The 20,351-nt window shown below is 65.4% G+C and carries 20 protein-coding genes; 4 read left to right on the top strand and 16 right to left on the bottom strand.

Translation table 11 applies throughout. The features are described 5' to 3' along the window. Positions 1–179: 179 nt before the first annotated feature. Positions 180–1,823, top strand: a complete 1,644-nt coding sequence (pgm, locus tag AOC05_RS16255; RefSeq protein ID WP_062008356.1) for a phosphoglucomutase (alpha-D-glucose-1,6-bisphosphate-dependent) — start codon at positions 180–182, stop codon at positions 1,821–1,823. A 47-nt stretch (positions 1,824–1,870) separates the two neighbouring features. Here the strand turns inward: pgm and AOC05_RS16250 are convergent, their stop codons facing one another. Continuing rightward, positions 1,871–2,806, bottom strand: coding sequence for a cation diffusion facilitator family transporter (locus AOC05_RS16250; RefSeq protein ID WP_062008354.1), 936 nt, complete (start codon positions 2,804–2,806; stop codon positions 1,871–1,873). Between the two features lie 53 nt (positions 2,807–2,859). On the opposite strand from AOC05_RS16250, the gene AOC05_RS16245 reads away from it, so the two are divergent. Beyond that, entirely contained in the window at positions 2,860–3,174 is a 315-nt protein-coding gene (locus tag AOC05_RS16245; protein WP_062008352.1) for an ArsR/SmtB family transcription factor, read from the top strand. Here AOC05_RS16245 and AOC05_RS16240 read toward each other — a convergent pair. Beyond that, complete coding sequence (locus tag AOC05_RS16240) at positions 3,171–4,031, bottom strand: class II glutamine amidotransferase (RefSeq protein ID WP_062008350.1); 861 nt, start codon at positions 4,029–4,031, stop codon at positions 3,171–3,173. The two genes, AOC05_RS16245 and AOC05_RS16240, sit on opposite strands and share 4 nt — an antisense overlap. Before the next feature lie 226 nt (positions 4,032–4,257). Between AOC05_RS16240 and AOC05_RS16235 the strand changes: the two genes are divergently transcribed. Next, positions 4,258–5,568: a uracil-xanthine permease family protein gene (locus tag AOC05_RS16235; RefSeq protein WP_062008349.1), complete on the top strand. Its 1,311-nt coding sequence runs from the start codon at positions 4,258–4,260 to the stop codon at positions 5,566–5,568. A 66-nt stretch (positions 5,569–5,634) separates the two neighbouring features. On the opposite strand, the gene AOC05_RS16230 is transcribed toward AOC05_RS16235, so the two are convergent. The 5 genes from AOC05_RS16230 to AOC05_RS16210 form a co-directional block, all read right to left on the bottom strand. Then, complete coding sequence (locus tag AOC05_RS16230; RefSeq protein WP_062008347.1) at positions 5,635–6,750, bottom strand: glycerate kinase; 1,116 nt, start codon at positions 6,748–6,750, stop codon at positions 5,635–5,637. Between the two features lie 29 nt (positions 6,751–6,779). Beyond that, on the bottom strand, positions 6,780–7,559 hold the full coding sequence (locus AOC05_RS16225) for a glycerophosphodiester phosphodiesterase (protein ID WP_062008345.1): 780 nt from the start codon (positions 7,557–7,559) through the stop codon (positions 6,780–6,782). 9 nt (positions 7,560–7,568) lie between these two features. Beyond that, positions 7,569–8,378 carry a Cof-type HAD-IIB family hydrolase gene (locus AOC05_RS16220; RefSeq protein WP_062008342.1) on the bottom strand — a complete coding sequence of 270 codons (810 nt, stop codon included), beginning with the start codon at positions 8,376–8,378 and terminating at the stop codon, positions 7,569–7,571. Positions 8,379–8,452: 74 nt separating this feature from the next. Continuing rightward, positions 8,453–8,986, bottom strand: coding sequence for a YbhB/YbcL family Raf kinase inhibitor-like protein (locus tag AOC05_RS16215; protein ID WP_062008340.1), 534 nt, complete (start codon positions 8,984–8,986; stop codon positions 8,453–8,455). Between the two features lie 4 nt (positions 8,987–8,990). Then, the gene (locus AOC05_RS16210) at positions 8,991–9,935 is read right to left on the bottom strand and encodes a carbohydrate kinase family protein (RefSeq protein ID WP_062008338.1); all 945 of its coding nucleotides are present in this window, start codon (positions 9,933–9,935) and stop codon (positions 8,991–8,993) included. Between the two features lie 106 nt (positions 9,936–10,041). On the opposite strand from AOC05_RS16210, the gene AOC05_RS16205 reads away from it, so the two are divergent. After that, entirely contained in the window at positions 10,042–11,148 is a 1,107-nt protein-coding gene (locus AOC05_RS16205) for a GTP pyrophosphokinase (RefSeq protein WP_062008336.1), read from the top strand. A gap of 178 nt (positions 11,149–11,326) precedes the next feature. Here AOC05_RS16205 and AOC05_RS16200 read toward each other — a convergent pair whose 3' ends face one another. The 9 genes from AOC05_RS16200 to AOC05_RS16160 all read right to left on the bottom strand — a co-directional run bounded on the left by AOC05_RS16200 (position 11,327) and on the right by AOC05_RS16160 (position 20,342). Further along, the gene (locus AOC05_RS16200; protein ID WP_062008334.1) at positions 11,327–12,793 is read right to left on the bottom strand and encodes an aldehyde dehydrogenase (NADP(+)); all 1,467 of its coding nucleotides are present in this window, start codon (positions 12,791–12,793) and stop codon (positions 11,327–11,329) included. Between the two features lie 2 nt (positions 12,794–12,795). Then, positions 12,796–14,286 carry an FAD-dependent oxidoreductase gene (locus AOC05_RS16195; RefSeq protein ID WP_062008332.1) on the bottom strand — a complete coding sequence of 497 codons (1,491 nt, stop codon included), beginning with the start codon at positions 14,284–14,286 and terminating at the stop codon, positions 12,796–12,798. Then, positions 14,283–14,618 carry a (2Fe-2S)-binding protein gene (locus AOC05_RS16190; RefSeq protein WP_062008330.1) on the bottom strand — a complete coding sequence of 112 codons (336 nt, stop codon included), beginning with the start codon at positions 14,616–14,618 and terminating at the stop codon, positions 14,283–14,285. The genes AOC05_RS16195 and AOC05_RS16190 overlap by 4 nt, the downstream gene beginning before the upstream one ends. Continuing rightward, positions 14,611–15,780, bottom strand: a complete 1,170-nt coding sequence (locus AOC05_RS16185) for an NAD(P)/FAD-dependent oxidoreductase (RefSeq protein WP_062008327.1) — start codon at positions 15,778–15,780, stop codon at positions 14,611–14,613. Before AOC05_RS16185 ends, AOC05_RS16190 begins: the two co-directional genes overlap by 8 nt. A gap of 88 nt (positions 15,781–15,868) precedes the next feature. Further along, entirely contained in the window at positions 15,869–16,537 is a 669-nt protein-coding gene (locus AOC05_RS16180) for a GntR family transcriptional regulator (protein ID WP_062008325.1), read from the bottom strand. Between the two features lie 63 nt (positions 16,538–16,600). Further along, positions 16,601–17,554 (bottom strand): ornithine cyclodeaminase family protein, encoded by a 954-nt coding sequence (locus tag AOC05_RS16175; protein ID WP_062008323.1) that lies wholly within the window; start codon positions 17,552–17,554, stop codon positions 16,601–16,603. 25 nt (positions 17,555–17,579) lie between these two features. Further along, entirely contained in the window at positions 17,580–18,089 is a 510-nt protein-coding gene (locus AOC05_RS16170) for an aconitase X swivel domain-containing protein (RefSeq protein ID WP_082358038.1), read from the bottom strand. Next, positions 18,070–19,344, bottom strand: a complete 1,275-nt coding sequence (locus AOC05_RS16165) for an aconitase X (protein ID WP_197277844.1) — start codon at positions 19,342–19,344, stop codon at positions 18,070–18,072. Before AOC05_RS16165 ends, AOC05_RS16170 begins: the two co-directional genes overlap by 20 nt. Continuing rightward, entirely contained in the window at positions 19,341–20,342 is a 1,002-nt protein-coding gene (locus tag AOC05_RS16160) for a proline racemase family protein (protein ID WP_062008321.1), read from the bottom strand. Before AOC05_RS16160 ends, AOC05_RS16165 begins: the two co-directional genes overlap by 4 nt. Positions 20,343–20,351: the final 9 nt, after the last annotated feature.

Genomic DNA, 20,351 nt, shown 5'->3' with positions numbered 1-20,351 from the left:
TAACGCGTGCTGCGCGGTGCGCAGGTTATGACCCTCCACGGGAGTGTCCAAATGGTTGCGGGAAACTTGGCTTCCATCGTAGTCGAGCATTCGAACCTTGCGGCATTCATCCACCGCCAAAACGTCCACACTGTGATAAAACAGTGCGCGCAACCGTGCCCCTCTGTCATGCTGGTGGCATGGCTAGCCGCGCGGGCACTGTTGCCCTTCCCCAAGACCTCGTCGACCTGACTGCACTGTTGGACGCCTACTACGACTTTCAACCGGATCTTAGTGATCTGGGCCAGCGCGTGGCCTTTGGCACATCCGGGCACCGGGGCACATCCTTAAAGTCTTCCTTTAATGACGCTCATATCGCCGCCATCACCCAGGCCATCGTGGAGTACCGCAACGGCCAGGGCATCACCGGCCCACTGTTTATGGGCAAGGACACCCACGCCCTGAGTGAGCCAGCACAAAACACTGCCCTGGAAGTGTTGGCCGGCAACGGCGTCGAGGTTCTCATCGACGCCCGGCATGGTTACACGCCCACACCGGCGCTCTCGCACGCCATCCTCACGCACAACAAGGGCCGCACGGACGGGCTGGCAGACGGCATTGTGGTGACCCCGTCACACAATCCGCCCGGCGACGGCGGCTTCAAGTACAACCCCCCGCACGGTGGCCCGGCGGACTCCGACGCGACCGGTTGGATCGCCAACCGGGCCAACGAACTGCTGGAAAGCGGGCTCCGCGGGGTCCGCCGCATGCCCTTGGCACAGGCGCTTCACGCCGCCACGACGGGAAAGTTCGATTTCCTTTCCAGCTATGTTGACGATCTCCCGTCGGTGCTGGACCTTGACGCCATCCGTGCGGCAGGAGTCCGCATCGGCGCCGATCCCATGGGTGGCGCGTCGGTGGACTACTGGGGCGAGATTGGCGAACGCCACAACCTGGACCTGACGGTGGTCAACCCCACGGTGGACCCGCAGTGGTCCTTCATGACCCTGGACTGGGATGAGAAGATCCGCATGGACTGCTCCTCTCCCTTCGCTATGGCGTCGTTGATCAACAAGCTCTCGGCTGGTGCCCCCTACGACATTGCCACCGGCAACGACGCCGACGCCGACCGCCACGGCATCGTCACCCCAGATGCGGGGCTGATGAACCCCAACCACTACCTGGCCGTGGCCATCCAGTACCTCTACACGCACCGTTCACAGTGGCCCGCAACCGCCAGCGTCGGCAAGACGCTGGTGTCCTCCTCCATCATCGACCGGGTTGCTGCCGACCTTGGCCGCCAGCTCGTTGAGGTGCCCGTCGGCTTCAAGTGGTTTGTCCCCGGGCTGCTCTCCGGCGAGGGCGTGTTTGGTGGGGAGGAATCGGCAGGTGCCTCCTTCGTGAAGAAGGACGGCTCCGTCTGGACCACCGACAAGGACGGCATCCTGCTGGCCCTGCTGGCCTCCGAAATCACGGCCGTCACCGGGAAGTCCCCCTCGGCCCACTACGGTGAGCTGACCGCCCGCTTTGGGGCGCCGTCGTACGCCCGCATCGACGCGGCCGCCACCCGCGAGCAAAAAACCGCGCTGGGTAAGCTCTCAGCGGCCGACGTCACCGCCACCGTGTTGGCTGGCGAGCCCATCACCGCCAAGCTGACGCAGGCCCCCGGTAACGGCGCCGCCATTGGCGGGCTGAAGGTCACCACGGAGAACGCCTGGTTCGCGGCCCGCCCCTCCGGCACCGAGGACGTGTACAAGATCTACGCCGAGTCTTTCAAAGGCGCAGATCACCTCGCCCAGGTCCAGGCCGAGGCGAAGGCCCTCGTCGACGGCGTCATCTCCTAACCGGCTCCAATCCGGCCCGGGACCGGCGAAAGCGCTGGACGCCTGCGTTAGTTGTGGCTGCCCAGCTCGTGCTTGGCGTGGCCGGTTGGCTCCAATTGGAAGGTGGAGTGCTCGATGCTGACCTGGAAGTGCCCGGCGACGCATGTTTGGAGGGCGTCGAGCATCTGCGGTGCGTGGCCGTCGTAAAAGCACTCGTCGGCCACCACCACGTGGGCCGACAGCACGGGCAGGCCCGTGGCAATCTGGCTGGCGTGGAGGTCGTGTAAGCTGCGCACGTGGTCAAGGGCCAGGATGTGCTTGCGGACCTCGTCAAGGTCCAGGCCCGACGGCGTCGATTCCAGCAGGACGTGGATGGTCTCCAGCAGCAGCTTCAAGGTACGCGGCAGGATCAGGGCTCCAATGAGCATGGCCACCACGGCGTCTGCCTGCATCCAGCCGGTCAGCGAAATCACCACGGCCGCCAGAATGACCGCCACGGAGCCGAGGGCGTCGTTGACAACCTCCAGGAACGCCGCGCGCATATTGAAGTTCTTGCTGCGCCCGCCCATCAGGACAAACATGGAGATGACGTTGCCCAGCAGGCCGATGGCACCAAAGATGATCATCTGGTTCGAGGCGATCTCGGTGGGGTTGAAGAGCCTCTGCACGCCTTCAACCAGGACAATAAGTCCGACGGCGAGCAGCACTGCCGCTTGCGCCGTGGCGGCCAGGACTTCCGCCCGGGCGAACCCCCAGGTGCGTTTGCTGGTGGGCGGCCGGATCATCAGCCGCGCCGCCAACAGTGCCATGGCCAGCCCGCCGGCGTCGGTGAGTACATGGGCGGAGTCAAAGAGCAGCGCCAGCGAACCGGTAAGAATGGAGCCGATGACTTGGAAGACAAAGACGGCCACAGTGATTCCCAAGGCTAGGGAAATACGACCCTGATGACTTTCCCCTGGTGCTCCGGCGTGCGAATGGCCGTGTGAGTGATCATGTCCTGACATGACTCAATAGTACATCGTTTGATGAATCCAGCAAATCATGTATTATATTGAGAATGAAGCCCATTAGCAACGCGGCAGTGCTGGCCCGTTTTGGCTACGCCATCTCGGACCCCACCCGGGCGCAAATCCTCATGGAACTGGCCAGCGCCCCCGCCTACCCCGCCGATCTGGCCGAAAAGTTCAACGTTTCCCGACAAAGCATCTCCAATCACCTCTCCTGCTTGCGCGAATGCGGGCTGGCAGTTGCCGTGCCGGAGGGCCGCCGGTCCCGGTATGAACTAGCACATCCGGCCTTGGCGCACGCACTCAACGACCTCCTCGGCGTCGTACTGCAGGTGAACCCCGACCATCACCCCCAGCAGGTCTAAAGCCCGGACGCTGCTGCCGGCCCCGCGTCAGGCAACACCAGGGGCCGCACCGGATCCTGTGACAACGGCCGACTTATTTGCGGGCGGAGGCCGGCGCAAACACGGAGCAGCTCTCCGGGTTCCATAAGCCGCCAGCCGGGGTCCTCGTCCATGGGTTCGGTGGCGATGACAACGGCGCTTTGGCTGTCCAGGGCCTGGCTGTGTGCGTTGATCCTGGCGCTGTCGGCCTTCAGCGGCTGGCCTCGCCAATACCCGCCGGGCGCCCGCTCCAGGACGTAGAGCTCGTGTGTTTCCGGGTACCGCAGCGCCCACAGCTCACTCGCCGTGGCGATGATCAAATTCAGGCTGTAGACGGGAAGGTTCTCGGCAATCCAGCCCAGTGCCGCGGCAATTCCCGCCTGCAGATCGCCGCCGCAGCGCCTGGTTTCCACGGTGATCAAGGAGAACATCCGTTCACTGTCCGTCTGGCCCAGGACAAGGTCCGCGCCACCCAGCTCGGCCAGCCTGGCATCGAGCTTCTCCAATTCCCCCAAGGCCCCGTTGTGGGCGAAGAGCCGGCCGTCCTGCTCAAAGGGATGCGTGTTCGCCTCGGTGTGGGCGCCAGTGGTGGCATACCGGACGTGGGCCACGAAGGTGTTGCTTTTCAGTTCACGCGCCTCGGTGGCGAAAGCCGCGTCGTCGTAGGCGGCCAGCGCCTGCTTGAACACCACCGGTGCGCCATCTTCGTTAAACACCCCTATCCCGGTGCCATCGGGTTCACGCCTGCTTTGCACTGACAGGCTGTCCGGTGCCGCCAGGAGCCAAAACGTCGCCTTGACGGGGTCCACGCCGGCATGCAGCCCAAAAAGTCGACACATACGGTGCTCCTTCTCTGAGTCAAAGAAAGCGGGGCAGTTCGCTGGGAAATGACCGCCCCTACTGCGATCCTAGCGGCCATGGTGGCCGCGGCGCCCTCTTGAGAAGAACACTGTGCAAAAAGGATTCTGCGCGGCCAGCGGCCCCAATTGCCGCTATTCTTATCGGTGGTCACGCGCTGCTGCGCGGAGAGCAGCCGATGATGGCACGAGAGCGGAAAGGCACACTATGAGTTTGTTGGGCACAAAATGGAGCGTTCACGGAGACGGTAAGACCATTGCGCCAGGACAAGTGGTGTCGCCGGACGAGCGCTTGAGCTGGCCGCGCACCATCGGCATTGGCCTGCAGCACGTGGTCGCCATGTTCGGCGCCACCTTCCTGGTCCCCCTGATCACTGGCATGCCGCCGGCCACAACATTGTTCTTCTCCGGCATCGGCACCATCTTCTTCCTGATCCTGACGCGCGGCCGCGTGCCCAGCTACCTCGGTTCCAGCTTTGCCTTCATTGCCCCGATCATGGCGTCACAGCAGCAGTTTGGCGTGTCCGGCGCCTTGGGCGGGGTGGTGGTAGCCGGTGTGACACTGGCCGTCATTGGCATGGTGGTGCAAAAGTTTGGCGCCTCCTGGATCAACCGGCTCATGCCTGCACCGGTCACCGGCACCATTGTGGCGTTGATCGGCCTGAACCTGGCCCCGTCCGCGTGGAACAATTTCAAGTTGGCTCCCGTGACCGCGGTGATCACCCTCGGTGTCATCATTTTGGTCAGTGTCTTGTTCCGCGGAATCCTGGGACGTCTGGCCATTCTGGTGGGCGTGGTGCTCGGCTACCTTGTGGCGGTCCTGCGCAGCGAAGTGGACTTTTCCAAGATCCACGAGGCCGGCTGGATAGGGCTCCCCCACTTCCAGACACCCACTTTCCACTTTGCCGTCCTGGGCCTGTTCATCCCCGTGGTGCTGGTGCTGGTGGCCGAGAACATTGGCCACGTAAAATCCGTGGCCCTGATGACCGGCGAGAACCTTGACCCGTACGCCGGACGCGCCTTGATCGCCGACGGCGTGGCCACCACCCTGGCAGGCTTCGGTGGCGGTTCCGGCACCACCACCTATGCCGAAAACATCGGCGTGATGGCTGCCACCAAGGTGTACTCCACCGCCGCCTACTTTGTTGCCGGTGTGGCTGCGCTGCTGCTGAGCTTCTCGCCCAAATTCGGCGAATTGATTGCCACCGTTCCCGTGGGCGTGCTGGGTGGCGCTGCCACGCTGCTGTACGGCATGATCGGCGTCCTGGGTGTGCGCATCTGGGTCCAGAACAAGGTCAACTTCTCCAACAACATCAACCTGACCACTGCCGCCGTCGCCCTGATCATCGGCGTCGCCGACTTCACCTGGACCATCGGCAACCTGCAGTTCGCCGGCATCGCCCTGGGCACCGCCGCAGCACTGATCATCTACCACGGCATGAACGCCCTGGCGAAGTGGCGCGGCACCGCCACCGACCCGCTGGAAGTGGAAGTCGAAGCCGAACCCGCAGCACACTAGGTCTCGGATAGCCTGGCCGTGGACACCGGCAATCCCTCGTCGACTTGTTCCGCTGGCAGTTCGGGGCTAGATGCCGTTGAGGGCCTCCGAGGTGGCGCGGATCGTGTAGCGGGCGGCGTCGGCCAGGGCGGCCTCGGGCGATCCGGCCACATCCGTGGCACTGACGGCTGCCACCACGCCATGTTTGGCCAGTTCCTGCGGTGTCACGGTGATCCGTCCGGCCACCACGACGACGGGTAGTCCCCTCGCGTGGGCGGCGTCGGCCACGCCGATGGGCGCCTTCCCAGACAGTGACTGCTCATCCATGGACCCTTCGCCGGTAATGACCAGATCTGTGTCAGCCAAGGCCTCGTCCAAGCCGATCATCTCGGCCACCAGGTCAAAGCCACGCTCAATGGTGGCGCCGGCGTAAGCCAGGAACAAGGCTGGGAACCCTCCGGCAGCGCCGGCTCCGGCAACGTCGACGTCCACGCCGGTGGCTTCCCTGACCAGCGAGGCAAGGTGGCGAAGCCCGGCGTCGAGCTTTTGGACAGCGTCGTCGTCGGCACCCTTTTGGGCGGAGAAGACATGGGCTGCGCCGTTGTAGCCGTACAGCGGGTTGTCCACGTCCACGGCCATCCGGATTTTCACGCCGGCCAGGCGCGGGTCCAGGCCGGAGGCGTCGATCGCGGCCACATCGAGCAGGGATCCGCCACCCAGCGGCACCAGGTGCCCCTGGCCGTCCAGTAATTTCAGGCCCAGTGCGCGCAGGGCGCCGGATCCGGCGTCGGTCATGGCCGATCCGCCCAGGCCGACGATGATTTCGGTGGCGCCGGCCTCCAAGGCGGCAACAATCAGCTGGCCGGATCCGTAGGAATGGGCGCGCAACGAGTTTTCCACCGTGGGCTCGCACAGCAGGTAGCCGCTGGCCTGCGCCGTCTCAATGACGGCCACGCGAGTCTGCCGGTGGATCCCCCACACGGCACCGGCGGGCTTGATGATGGGCCCCACCACTGTGTTGAACCGTTCCGTAAAGCCTGCCGCGACGGCCGCCTCCAAGGTGCCTTCACCGCCGTCGGCCACGGGCAGCATCGTCACAACAGCCTCGGGGTAGACACGCAGGGCCCCCTCACTCATGGCGGCGGCTGCCTGGACGCCGGTCAGGGTGCCCTTGAACTTGTCCGGTGCAATCAAAATTCGCATGCTTCTATCCTGCCAGTCCGCGGCCCATGTTACGGCGTGGGCCAGTAGCCGCGCGCCCGCATGACCCCGGCCAGCAGATCGGCCCTGTCGGTCATGACGCCGTCCACACCCAGGTCAAAGAGTTCGTTCATCTGCGCCGGATCGTTGATGGTCCAAACGTGCAGTTTCAGCCCCAGCCGGTGGGCGCGAGCCACGGAACGCCGCGACACCAGCTTCAGCCTCCCAAAATTGCGTGGAATCTGCAGCACGTCCACGTCCCGAAGGAGGGCACGCATCAGCCGCGCCGGCAGCCAGGGTCCCAGCAGCACATAGGCCACCGTCAGGTTCAGCCCCGGCGAGCTCGCCACCGGCTTGCTCAGCTTCGCCAGCACCTGGCGCCTGCGCTTATCCGAGAACGACGCCACACAGACCCTCTCGTGCAGGCCCAGTTCCTCAATGAGTTCCGCCAGCGTGGCCACCGAGCCCGCGTCCTTGACGTCGATGTTGAACCGGGCGTCGGGCAGGGCCGCAAAGAATTCGCGCAGCGTGGGGATGGGCTCCTGCCCGCCGATCAGTGAGTTACGGACGACGGCGTATGGTAGTTCCGCTATCAGCCCGCGCTGGTCCGTGGCCCTCTCCAAGGAGGGGTCATGGAACACCAGGGTCACACCGTCGGCGGTGGTGTTGATGTCGGTTTCAACGTATTGATAGCCCTGCGCGAGCGCCGCCTGGAACGCAACCAGCGAGTTCTCCAGCCCGGCTAAGGAGAATCCGCGGTGCGCGATGGCCAGCGGCTCCGGCGACTCCAGATACGGCTTGGGTACCTTCACGGCCGCCGCCTAGGCCAGGTGGAGCGCGGCCAGGCGGGCCTCGATCACTTGGGCCACGCCGTCGTCCTCGAAGCGCGGCGCCGTCAACCGGGCTGCAGCCAAGGCGGAGGGGTGCCCACTCGCCATGGCATAGCCGGCCCCGGCCCAGCCGAGCATTTCAATGTCGTTAGGCATATCGCCGAAGGCCACCACGTCCGCGGCGCCGATGCCCTTAGTTGCGGCATATTCGGCGAGCGTGACGGCCTTGTTGACACCCACGGGGCCCATTTCCAATAGGGCCAGCTCGGGTGCCGAATGCGTCACTGCTATCAGCTTGCCGATGGCTGGGCGCACCAGATGCAGGAATTCGTCGGCGTTGCCTGTGTGCAGGACCGCCAACATTTTCACAATACCGCCGTCGGCCATGTCCGGGGTCAGGGCCACCGGCGCGTAGTGCTCAGCGTCGGAGACCCGGTTCGGCGTCAGGAAGCCTTCCTCGACGTGCAGGCCTGTCAGTGACTCCAGCGCGAAGTGTGAGTGCGGGGCAAGCGATTCAACACGCTGCTTGACCGCTGTCACTGTGTCCCAGGACAGCACGTGGGAGGAGACCACCGATTCTGTTTCCAGGCTGTAGGTGGCGGCACCATTAGAGCAGATTACGGTGCCTGTGTGGCCGATCTGTTCCCGGATCGGGTCAAGCCAGCGTGGCGGGCGGCCCGTGACGAACACGATCTCAACCCCGGCTTCCGCCGCGGCCGCGAACGCTTCAATGGTCCGCTGAGTGATGGTGCCGTCGTGGCCCAGAATGGTTCCGTCAATGTCACTAGCAATTAAGCGCATACCCAAGGCTATCGAACTTCGCTGAACTGTTCTGTTGTGCGCCATGCCCACCACGGCCGCGGCGCATAAAAGGGCTACACCTCGAAGATACCCGTCAGGCGGGCGCGGGCCAGGGTGTGGAAGTGGAGGTTGAAGCCCAGGACGGCGGGCGTCGCCCCTGAGGGCAGCTCCAGGGTGTGAACGTCCACGGCGTGCACCACCACCATGTACCTATGCGGCCCGTGCCCTGCGGGAGGGGCCGCGCCCATGTATCCGGGGTATCCGCCGTCGTTCTTCAAGGTCAGCGCACCGGAGGGCAGGCCGGCGGAGTCGCGGGCATCGCCGGCACCTTCAGCCAGGTCCGTCACCGACACCGGGACATTGGCCACCGCCCAATGCCAAAAACCGGATGCGGTGGGCGCGTCGGGGTCAAACATGGTGACGGCAAAACTGTGAGTGCCGGCCGGGAAGCCCTGCCACGACAGTTGCGGGGAAAGGTCCAGCCCGCCCCGATGGCCTCCGGCGTTGAGCTGCGCAATCGGCATGGTGGTGCCGTCGGCCAGGGAGGTGCTGGTGAGCGTGAAGCTCGGGACAGGGGTGAGGAATGCATAAGGATCGTAGTCGTACATGGTCTCAGCCTTTCAATAGTTCGGCGCGGGTGGGCGGATTGGCGCCGGCCCGGGAAACGGTGATGGCGGCCGCGCGGGCGGCGTAGCGGAGCAGTTCTTCCAGCTGTTCGCAGCTGATGGCGCGGAGTGCGGTGCGGCGTTGGGCGCCGTCAAGTTCGCGCTCAACCACGGCCGACAACAGGGCGGCCATGAACGAATCCCCTGCCCCCACGGTGTCCACCACCTTGGTGGGCGGCACGGCGCAGTGGGCTTCCCCAGCGGCGCAGACCGCCCACGGCCCGTCCGCGCCCCGGGTGACCACCACGACGGCGGGGCCTTCCTCTCCGCCGGAAGCCAGCCAGGTGCGGGCCGACTCCAGCACGTCAACTCCCGGGTACAGCCAGGCGAGATCCTCGTCGGAGGCCTTGACGACGTCGGCCAGCTTGACGAATTTTTCCGCCTGCTTCCGGGCGTAGCCCGCATCGGTGATGATGCTGGGTCGGCAGTTGGGGTCGTAGCTGATGGTGGCCGCCGGGTGGGCTTGGAGCACGGCCGCAAACACCTGATCCGCTCCCGGTGCCAGCATGGTGGCGATGGACCCGGTGTGCAGCACCGTGGTGGCGGCGAGCATGAAGTTCGGGGCACCGTCGGCGGTTGGGGCAACCTTGGGCAGCTCCCAGAGGAGCGAAAATTCGTAGCTGGCAGCGCCGTCCTCATCCAGCACCGCACGGGCGATGGAGGTGGGGTGCGCGTCGGGGGCCACCGGGACCAGCACGTCATTCTCGCGCAGGTGCCCGGCCACCATGTCGCCGTAGGCGTCGCGGCCAAATCGGCCAAGGAACTGCACGGGGTGCCCCAACCGCGCCAGCCCCACCGCCACGTTCATGGGGCTTCCACCCACATGCGGGAGCGCCGCCTGGCCTGGGCGCACCACTTCGTCGATCAATGTCTCACCGATTACCGTCAGCATGGCAACAGCCTACGTCCATCCAAAGACGGACCCACAAAAAGAACACTAGGCGACGGTTGGGTGCGTCGCTGGCGCAGGCAGGGCCGTGGCGTTTAGGCTCGAGACCATGAGTAGCCATTGGGAGCGCCTCGACGATTCGTTGCGTCCATCCGTCCTTGCCTCCGTCGCCGCGTTCGAACGCGCCCGGCCGAAGCTGGAACGGATCACTGCGGAGATGGAGTCGCTGGTCCGCGAGGTCATGGACGACGCGGAGGACAAGCCGCTCTTTGTCACCAGCCGCACCAAGACCGTCGAGTCCTTCCGGGAAAAGGCCTCACGCATGGTGGCCCCGGAGCCTGATGCGCCGCCGGCCCTGCAATTTCCGGAGCCGCTGCGCAACCTGACCGACATGGTGGGTGTGCGTGTCATCACCACCCTGCCCGGCGAGAACGCGCAGGCGGCGAACCTGATCAAGCGACGCCGGAACATTTTCGACTGCCGCGGCGATCGGGAAAAGGACATCGGCTCCATCGAATCGGGAACCTACGGCTATTCCAGCCGGCACCTGATCCTGCGCAGCATCCAAAACGACGTTGTGCGCGCCTACCAGGAGGTGCTGGACCCCGAAGCAAAAGCTAATGGCAGTTACATGTTTGAGTTGCAGATTCGCACCGTCTTTGCGCACGCCTGGAGCGAGATTGAGCACGACATCCGTTTCAAGGCCCAGGACCCCCGCGCCTGGAGCCCCTTCTTTGACAGGCAGTTCACCGCCACGGCAGCCATGCTGGAAACCGTGGAGCAGGCATTTTCTGAGCTACACGACAGGTATGAGACCGTCACAAGTTTTTGGGACGCCGACGGCGAGGGCAAGGTTTCCCTGACGCCGAACAGGATCAAGGCTGTGTGGCAGACACTTCTGCCGCACGTTGACAGGAAGGCCGACGACGACTGGGGCTGGGCTGCGGAGCTGGTGGCCGCGCACGGGCTCACCAAAACCATCGACCTGGCCGCCCTGTTGCAGCCGGCCATCATCTCCAATGTGCGTAAGGCGCTGGACCACAGGTACTCGCCCGGCCCCGACAGGCTCCTCGATGACCTGCTGCTGTGGCAGTTTGGTCAACGGCACATCGACCTCACGGCCGAGGACCCCGCCCTGGAGCAAACCCCCCGCCGCGACAGCCTGCAGCGCCGCCACCAGCAGATGCAGCGCTACCGCAAGGCCTCCGGCTTCTAACCCGCGGCGATTGAGGCTCCGGTGATCGAAGCGCCCGGTGATCGAGCCTGTCGAGATCCTCGCGCTTGGCCAGCATTTTCTCGGCGAATTCGAGGCCTATGGCCGCCGGCGGCCATAGGCCTCGTTGACGTCGCCTACGAAAAACCAGCCCGGCGCCTGGTAGACGGGGTTGACCGGCTCAGATAGAGAGTGCACCGTTCACACGTTGGGGGACGCCCAACGGGTTCTCATCGCGCAGGGCGCCGGGCAGCAGGTGCGCCGGCAGGCCCTGGTACGCCACCGGGCGCAGGAAGCGGGAGATACTCGCGGTACCCACCGAGGTGGACGTGGGTGCCGTGGTGGCCGGGTATGGTCCGCCGTGCTGCTGGGCGTACGTGACCGAAACCCCTGTGGGCCACTGGTTCCAGAGCACCCGTCCGGCCTTCCCGGCCAGTACACGCACCAGCTCGGGCGCCACGGCGTCCGTGTCCTCGCCCTGGATGGTGGCTGTCAGCTGGCCGTCGAGGACGCGTGCCACGGCGAGCAGTTCCTCCTCGGACTGGTAGGTGGCAACCAGCGCCGACGGGCCAAAGCACTCGGTGATCAGGCCCTCGGGATCGGCCAAAAGGGCCGAGGCCGTGGTGATGTTCAGGGCCGGGGCGGGCGGGAACGCCAGAATGTCCTCGGTCCCGCCCAGGGAGTCCACGGCGTCGTGCTTCAACAACCCCTCAAGCGAGCTGGTGTAGCCGGACTGGATCCGCTCGTTGAGCAGCTTGGCCGGCGCCGGGCGGTCCGTCGCGGAAAGTTCCTGAACCATCGAGGATGCCTCCGGCACCAACAAAATGCCCGGCTTGGTGCAGAACTGGCCTGCGCCCAGGGTGTAGGACCCCACAAACTCGGAAACGATCTCCGAACCACGGGCGGCGGCTGCGGCCTCCGTGACAAACACGGGGTTCACACTGCCCAATTCCCCGTAAAACGGGATCGGTTCGGGACGCGAATTTGCTAGGTCAAACAGGGCCCGGCCACCGGAGATCGACCCCGTAAACGCGCCGGCCTTGATCCGCGGATCAAGCAGCGCGTCCCGGCCGGCCTGGGTGCCGTAGACCAGCGCCAGCAAGCCGTCGGGGGCGCCTGCCCCACGCAGGGCCTCACCGGCAATTCGCCCGACGGCGGCCGACAGCCGTGGGTGCCCGGAGTGCACCTTGACAACAACGGAGCACCCGGCGGCGAGCGCCGAACACGTGTCACCGCCCATGACACTGAAGGCAAAGGGGAAGTTGCTGGCAGCAAACACCACAACAGGTCCCAGCGGCTCAAGGACCCGGCGGATGTCGGGGCGGGCGCCCATGGGCCAGGCGGGGTCGCCATGGTCGATGCGGGCGTCCAGGTAGCCGCCGTCCAGGAGCATTTCGGCGAAGAGCCGCAACTGGAACGTGGTCCGCTTCAGCTCCCCGTTCAGCCGGGCAGGGGGCAGGTTGGTCTCCTCCTGCGCCACGGGAACCAGCTGGTCCGCGGCGGCGTCAAGTGCCTCGGCGACCGCCACAAGGGCGTCCGCCCGCCCGGCTGCCGGGCGCTGCGCCCAGTCGGTGGCGGCGGTCTCTGCGGCGGCCAGCATGCCTTCAAGCTCGCTGGCGGTGGTGGAGGTATTGGGGAGCACGGTCATGGTCACAGTCCTTCGTCGGGGTTGCTGAGGATATTGGGGGTCAGGGCGGCGAGCTGGCCCAAGGTCACGGGTGCGGCGAGCGTTCGCTTCGCCATGGAGCGCAAGTCATCGGCCGACGTCGGACGCCCGGCAAAGTGGCCCGCAATGGACGCTGTGGCATAGCCGCACACACGCCCCTGGCACCATCCCATGCCGGGGCGGGCCAAGGATTTCATGCTGCGGGCGTCCTGCGCGCCGAGCTCCGTATGGGCGTTACACAGGGCCCCGTACGTCACTTCCTCGCAGCGGCACACCACGGTGTCCTCCGTCAGCCATTCTTGCCAGCGGGCGGGGACGGGATTGGCGCGGTGCATCGCCACGGCGAACGCTCGCAACCTGACACGCTTGCGCTGCAGGGTAGCAATCCGCGCACCCACGGCTGCACTGCCGGCGCTGGCCAGCCCGTCCTCGGCAGCGACGCATAGGGCGGCCAATTCGCCTTCCACCACGGCCATGGCTGCCCCGCCCACCCCGGTGGCCTCGCCCGCAACACTCACGCCCGAGGCCGTGCTCCGCAAGCGTTCGTCGACCACGGCGATCAGAGAGCCGTCCACGTCGACGGCGGTCTCCGCGCCAGCTGCGAGCACCAGTTCCAGCTGGGCCGTGAAGCCCCAGCCCAGCGCCACGAGGTCGCACGGCACGCGCCGGCCGGTCCCGGGCAGCACGGAACCGTCGGCCGCCAGTTTGGCGATGGTCACCGCCGCCACTTTGTCGGTGCCGTGGATCGCGGTGATGGCGGTACGTACGCGGTAGGGAATCCGGTGCCTGGCCAGAACCGCGGCATATTCCACCCCCTCAGGCACTTTCCCGGGCGCCTGGACGGCACCGCGCAGATTCTTCAACCAGCCGGTGGGGCTGTTGGCCTCACAAATCGCGGCCACCTTCACACCCGCTGAGGCAAGACCGGTGGCCACAGGGAGCAGGAATGGCCCTGTCCCACCGACGACGGCGACGCTTCCTGCCGCCGAACGGTTGCCCTTCAGAAGCGCCTGGACACCGCCAGCTGCCATGACGCCGGGCAGGTCCCAGCCCGGAACCGGAAGTTGCCTGTCATAACCGCCGGGGCACAGGATCACGTGGCGTGCGGCGACCATTCCCGGGGTGGCCAGCCCGGGGCCGTGGCCGTCCACCGCCACTGTGGGCGTCAGGCGCAGGACTGTTGTTGCGGTGCCGTGCTCAATGAGCCACACCTGGGTGTTACGCAAATACGTGATGATGCCAGTAGCCTCGTGGGCGTACAGGCGTGCCCGAAGGTCTACGAACCGCTTCCAGTCGTGGTGATGTGCCCCCTCAACGGGGTCTTCGGCGGCCGCCTCATCGGGATGACGCCAAAACTGCCCGCCCGGTTGCGTGCCTGCGTCGATCAGGACCACCGAAAGCCCCGAATCTGCGGCGTGGACTGCCGCCGCCAACCCCGCCGGGCCGGCCCCCACCACTGCCACGTCAAAGTTCATGCCGCTCCCCCGTCACGCGCATCGTCTTGCGAACCATCTTGCGAACCATCTTGCGAACCATCTTGCGAGGATGCTGCCTGTTGCGCACATCCGGTGTCCAGGGCCATGCCGTCCCGCGCAGGGGTGAGGCAGGCGCGCTGGTTGGGGGCGCCGTCGACCGTCAAAAGGCAATCGAAGCAGACACCGATGCCACAAAACAAGCCCCGGGGACGCCGCGCGTTGCGTGTTGTCCGCCACGAAGTGATGCCCGCATCACTGAGGGCTGCGCCCACTGTTTGGCCGGGGCGGGCCGTCAGGGGCGCTCCGTCAAGTGAAAGCTGGATCTCAGGCATGGGCCTCCTGTCGCAGGGAGTCAAAACGTTCCGGGGCAAAAGGGACCAGGTCCAGGGCCGGGGCGGACCCCGTCAGCGAGGCAGCTATCAGCGCGCCCGTGCCCACCGAGAGCCCGATCCCGGCACCTTCATGCCCGCAAGCGTGCCACAGCCCGGGTGCCCGGGGATCGGGGCCGATGACGGGCAGGTGGTCCGGGCAGTAGGGGCGGAAGCCCGAGTAGCTGCGGAGCGCCAAAACGTCCGCCAGGAAGGGGAAGAGGGCAATGGCCTTGCCTGCCATCTCGGCCAGGACCAGCGGGTTGACGGACTTGTCAAAGCCAATGCGTTCGCGGCTCGAGCCAATCAGGATGGTTCCCCCGCGGGTCCCCTCGACGACGGGGGAGGTTTGCAGGCCGGCGTCGGAACTTGCCACATTGTCCACGTACTCGGCCGCATACACCTTGTGCCGCACTAGTTCCGGGAGCGGCTCAGTCACCATGACGTAGCCCTTGCGCGGCAACACCGGGACGCTGACGTGGGCCAGCCCGGCAAGGGCCGCGCCCCACGTACCGGCCGCGTTGACAACGGCCGCGGCCGCGATGGTTCCCTTGCTGGTGACCACGCCCGTGACGTGGTCACCGTGGCGCAGAAAAGCTGTGACGCGCGTGTTGGTGTGGACGGTGGCGCCCAGTCCGCGGGCCAGACGGAGCAGGTGCGCGGCAGCGAGCATGGGCTGGACCTGGGCGTCCTGGGCGTAAAAAGCGCCACCAGCCATCCCGCTGGCCAAATGTGGCTCGTAGTCCGTGAGGCCCGCGGTGTCCACCAGTTCGACGTCGATCCCGGCATCGCGCTGCCGGGCCGCCAACAGCGTCAAGTTGGCTTGGGTCCCGGGCCTGGCGGAGACCACCAGACCACCCTTGGACTCAAACTCCCACAGGTGGCCAAACTCGGCAAGCTCACCGCGCCACAATCCTTGGGAATATTGGGCGAGTGCGAGCTCCGGGCCAGCTTCCTTGTCCGAGAGAAGAATGTTGCCTTCGCAGGCGCTTGAAGTACCGCCGGCAATAGAGCTGCGGTCAACAACAGCCACGCCAAGCCCTGCCTGCGCGGCAAAATATGCGCACGCGGCACCCACGGCACCGGCACCAATGACCACAACGTCTGCGAATCGGGGAAGATCCATAATCAGTAGTATGTCACATATTACAACGGGGCAATAGGGGTCTCGACAAGCTCAACCACCGTTGATCGAGCCCGTCGAGATCCGCCGGTTAGTGTTGCGCCCATTCCCCCCGGACGTGGCCGATGTGCTGCGTCATCAGTTCCTGTGCTTCATCGGCTTTTCCTGCAGCCATCAAGTCCACCAATTCAATGTGCTCTACGGCCATCTCGCGCAGCTTGCCTGAGGCGGCCAGCGGTGCCAGCCCCAGCAGGCGGGTGTGTGAGCGCAGTTCGGAGATCAAGGACAGCAGGCGTTTGTTGCCGCTGTACTCAAGCACGGCAATATGGAATTGGCGGTCGGCCTCGGTATAGGCGATCAGATCGCCCTCCCCGGCAAAGTTCACGATCGCAGCCGCCATCTCACGCAACCTGGCCAGCCCGGCGTCGTCAATCAGCGGTGTCACCAGCCGAACAGTGGGAGGCTCTATCAACAGGCGCAGGGCCGTGATCTCATCCAGGTCGTCGTCGGAGACTTCGGTGACGCGAAAGCCCTTGTTGGGCAAGGAGACAACCAGGCCTTCCTTGACCAGGTCAAGCATGGCTTCGCGGACCGGCGTTGGTGAGACCCCGAAGCGTTTACCCAGAGTGGGCGCGGAGTAGACTTCCCCTGGCTTCATCTCCCCGGAAATGACGGCGGCACGCAGGGCCAGCGTCACGGTTTCACGCAGGCTGACGTTCTTCTTGACCACGGTCAAATGAGATAGTTCAAGTGAACTCATGACGCCTCCAACCCCCGTTAGAACACTAAGTGCGGAACAGGCGTCCCACTACAATATGGTATTTTAGTCGATCGGAAGAGCTGTTGCCGCAAACAGCTCAAACGCCCGTCCGGCGGCGACGATGTCCTCCCAGGACATTCCCACTCCCGTATACAACAACGGCTTGTTAGGCTCCGGGGCGAACCGTCCATTGACCAGGTCCGAGAGAGTCGCCAACCCCCGCTCCTGCCACTGTTCAGCGGATCGGGCTGGAATCAAATCGCCGGCCTCACGCAGCGCGGAGCCACGTCCTTCCACCACCACCTCGGCCCGCCGTGCCAGCTCAGGGTCAATCTCCCGCGCGTCCAGACCATGGGAACCAATCGCGGCCACCACCGCATGGGCAGCCACGAGCTCACCATTAAAAAGTGGGGTGGCCGACGAGCTGGCACACACCACAACGTCCGCAACGGCCACGTCCGAAACGTCGCCGACGCGGGCAGTCAGTCCCCGCTCGGCCCACTTCTTTGCCAAGGCTGCGGCAGTCTCGGGGCTTCGTCCGACGATGATCAGCGAGTCAATGCCGCAGACCTCCTGCAGCGCGGCAATGTGGCGATCGGCTTGCAGCGAGGATCCAAAGACCACAGCGGTTCCGGCTGACTGCGCACCTCGCAATGCCAAGAGGTGCTTCAGCGCCAAGGTTGTCACGGCGGGCGTTCGAATCAGTGTGAGCTCAGCCCCGTCCATGACTGCCAGTGGCGTCAAGGTGCCCTTGTCGAGCAAAAGGTAGGTACCTTGAATCTTTGGATGACCCTTGGCGGGATTGCCCGGCGCCACGGTGGCCACCTTGACGCCGGCATACTTCGCCGACTGCGCCGGCATAAGCAAGAACTCACCGGCATCCAGCGGCGCGAATATCCTGGGCGAGTCAAGTTCGGGATCCAGGCCTGCCTGCAAGGCCTCCTCGAGTGCGGCAACCGCAACAGCCGGGGGCAGCAAGGCAGTCAGGGCTGCAGCGTCAATGTAAGGCAGGGTCATGGCGATCCTTTGTCAGTGAGTGTGATCAGTGGGTGTGATCAGTGGGGTAAGCCAGCACAACGTCGGCACGCCCGTCCGCATCGGCACGCACCGAAATATGGCGCGCGAATGATTTTAGTACACCCGCACTATAATCGCCCAGCTCAGCATTGCGGCGCAGCGCGGTGGCCGCAGCGGCGTCGAGCAACACAATTGGCATATGCGTGTCATAAAGCTCGGCGGCCGCCAAGGCACCCAGGGCCACGATGGCGTCACGGGCCGTGAGCAGGATCGCCGCCGGCCCCACACCGGCGCGGAGCTGTTCGGCCAGCACCGAGGAGGAGGAACTGGAACCCCGTGAGGCGTCCATCAGCAGCACGCACCCCGCCATCGAGATGCCATGCTGCGGGTGGTGGGTGTCAATGATCATGCCGGTTTTCCGGTCGGTGCCACCCCAGAAAGACAGCGGCTCGGCCAGCACCAGCAACGTCCCGGACGCCTCCCCGGCACACAGCGTTGTTCCGGACAGGGCACGTTCAGCTCCATTGGCGCTCATCGCGGACCACCTTTCCGGTACGGGCGGAGGACAGGCATTCATGCAGGGTGCCAAACACCACGTCCACACCAATATTCATTGGCGCATACCAGGCCCATTTGCCCGACGGCGTCATGACGGTTCGCTCCTCCGGTCTCAGGATGGGTGTGATGTAAGTGCAGGTGTCGACGACGATTTTGGCGCCACGATCCTGTGCTGCCTGGACGAAGCCGGCCTCCTGCGCCTGGGCCAGCACTTCCCGGGAGGTGTTGATCCACACCGTGCACCCTGGATGGAATGGGACTGTGCCTTCCAGTGCCACGGCGAGTTTTTCAAATTCCCGCAGCGAAAAGTGCGGGGTTCCCAGGGCCACAGCGTCCAGCGGAAGGGAAAAGTCGGCGCCACTGGAAAGTTCGTCACGGGCACCACGCAACATCTCGGCGGTAATGGCCACCGTCGGCAAGCCGGTCCAGGCAGGATCGTTGCCGGCTGAGCGCGCCTCGGGGGTCACGCCCGCCACATGGAACAGAGCCACACCCCCGGAGGAGGCTGCCGTGGCCCCCAGTGCTTTGAGTTTGTCTTCGTCCACCACTGAGGGGTCGATCCCCGTCAGCAGGGGAATCCCGGTACCTGACTGCCGCCCCACCACATCCCCCAACGCCGCCCACACGGCCTCGTGCCCCAGCATGGCCAAGGACAGCGCCGAACAGTCCAACTCCACGGTGGGGTTACGGCGCTCGGGCAGGTGCAGGCCCGCGTGCGGGACGCGGCCGGTGATGGCGGCGCAGATGTCGATGAAGTCGCCATAGCGTTCGGTGCGGGCACCCAGAACCGAGTTGGCAAAGACGATGGCGTTCGACTCAGCCCACGCTATGTCCTCCCCGAACGCTGGCCGCTCCGTGCTTTGGTAGGGGGCGCACGTCCACGTGGCGCGGGCACCCAGGGCACGGTAGGCGTCCATGAGCGCACGGGCGGGCACGGCGTCCTCGGGCGGCAACCTGACGAGTCCGGGGTGCAACAGGTCCAGGGAGCTGGTGTTCAGCGTGGTGGGCACGGACACGGTTGCACCAAGATCGGCCAGTTTCTGGGCGAAGTCGAGCCCGGCCTGGCCGTGGTAGAGGCAGCTGTCAATGTGCGCGTTGGTGATGGGAAGCAGTTGCTGCGCGCCGAGCACGCGTGCCAGCGCCACCACCATGCGCATGGCCATGGCCACCCCGGGACCGCGCCCGCCGTCGAGCATGTCCTGCTCGACGTCGGTCAGCGTCAGCTCATTCACAGCGCGAACCCTGCAGGGAAGGGGTCATCCGGGTCCAGATGGTACTGGGCCGTGCCGGTGATCCAGGCGCGTCCGCTGATGGTCGGCACCACGGCAGGTAGCCCGCCCACGGTGGTTTCTTCCACCAGCCGGCCGATGAACTGAGTGCCAATGTAGCTTTCGTTCACAAAGTCGGCGTTCAGGGCCAGTTCCCCGCGTGCGTGCAATTGTGCCATCCGGGCGCTGGTCCCGGTGCCGCACGGGGACCTGTCAAACCATCCGGGGTAGATGGCCATGGCGTGGCGTGAATGCTTGGCCGTGGAGCCGGGAGCCTTGAGATACACATGGTGACAGCCGTTGATGTCGGCCCGTTCCGGGTGCACCGGGGAGTTGTGGTTGTTGATGGCGTCCATGATCTTCAGACCGGCGTCGAGCAGGCGGTCCTTCGCCGCACGCTCAAACGGCAGGCCCAGTTCGGAGAGTTCGACGACGGCGTAAAAGTTGCCGCCGAAGGCCATGTCATAGTGAACCTCACCAAAACCATCGACTTCCACGGTTTGGTCCAGGGCCAGCGAGAACGATGGCACATTGCGGATAGTCACCTTCTTGGCCGCACCGTTTTCCACCGCCACCTCGGCCACGACTAGCCCGGCAGGAGTGTCGAGCCGGATGGTGGTCACTGGTTCCACCACGGGCACCATGCCGGTTTCCACCAGCACCGTGGCCACGCCGATGGTGCCGTGGCCGCACATGGGCAGCAGTCCGGAGACTTCAATGAACAGCACGCCGTAGTCGGCGTCGGGGCGGGTGGGTGGTTGCAGGATGGCCCCGCTCATGGAGGCGTGCCCACGAGGTTCGCACATCAGCAAGGTCCGCACGTCGTCGCTGTTCTCGATAAACCATTGGCGCCGTTCAGCCATGGTGGCGCCGGGGATGGTGCCCATCCCGCCGATGATGACGCGCGTGGGCATGCCCTCCGTGTGGGAGTCGACGGCGTGAAAAACCCTCTTGGATCGCATGGCGCGCCC

It is taken from the genome of Arthrobacter alpinus (genome assembly GCF_001294625.1).
In the GTDB taxonomy this organism is placed as follows: domain Bacteria; phylum Actinomycetota; class Actinomycetes; order Actinomycetales; family Micrococcaceae; genus Specibacter; species Specibacter alpinus_A.
The sequence above is the reverse complement of the archived record's forward strand: the minus strand, read 5'-3'. Positions and strand labels throughout refer to the sequence as shown.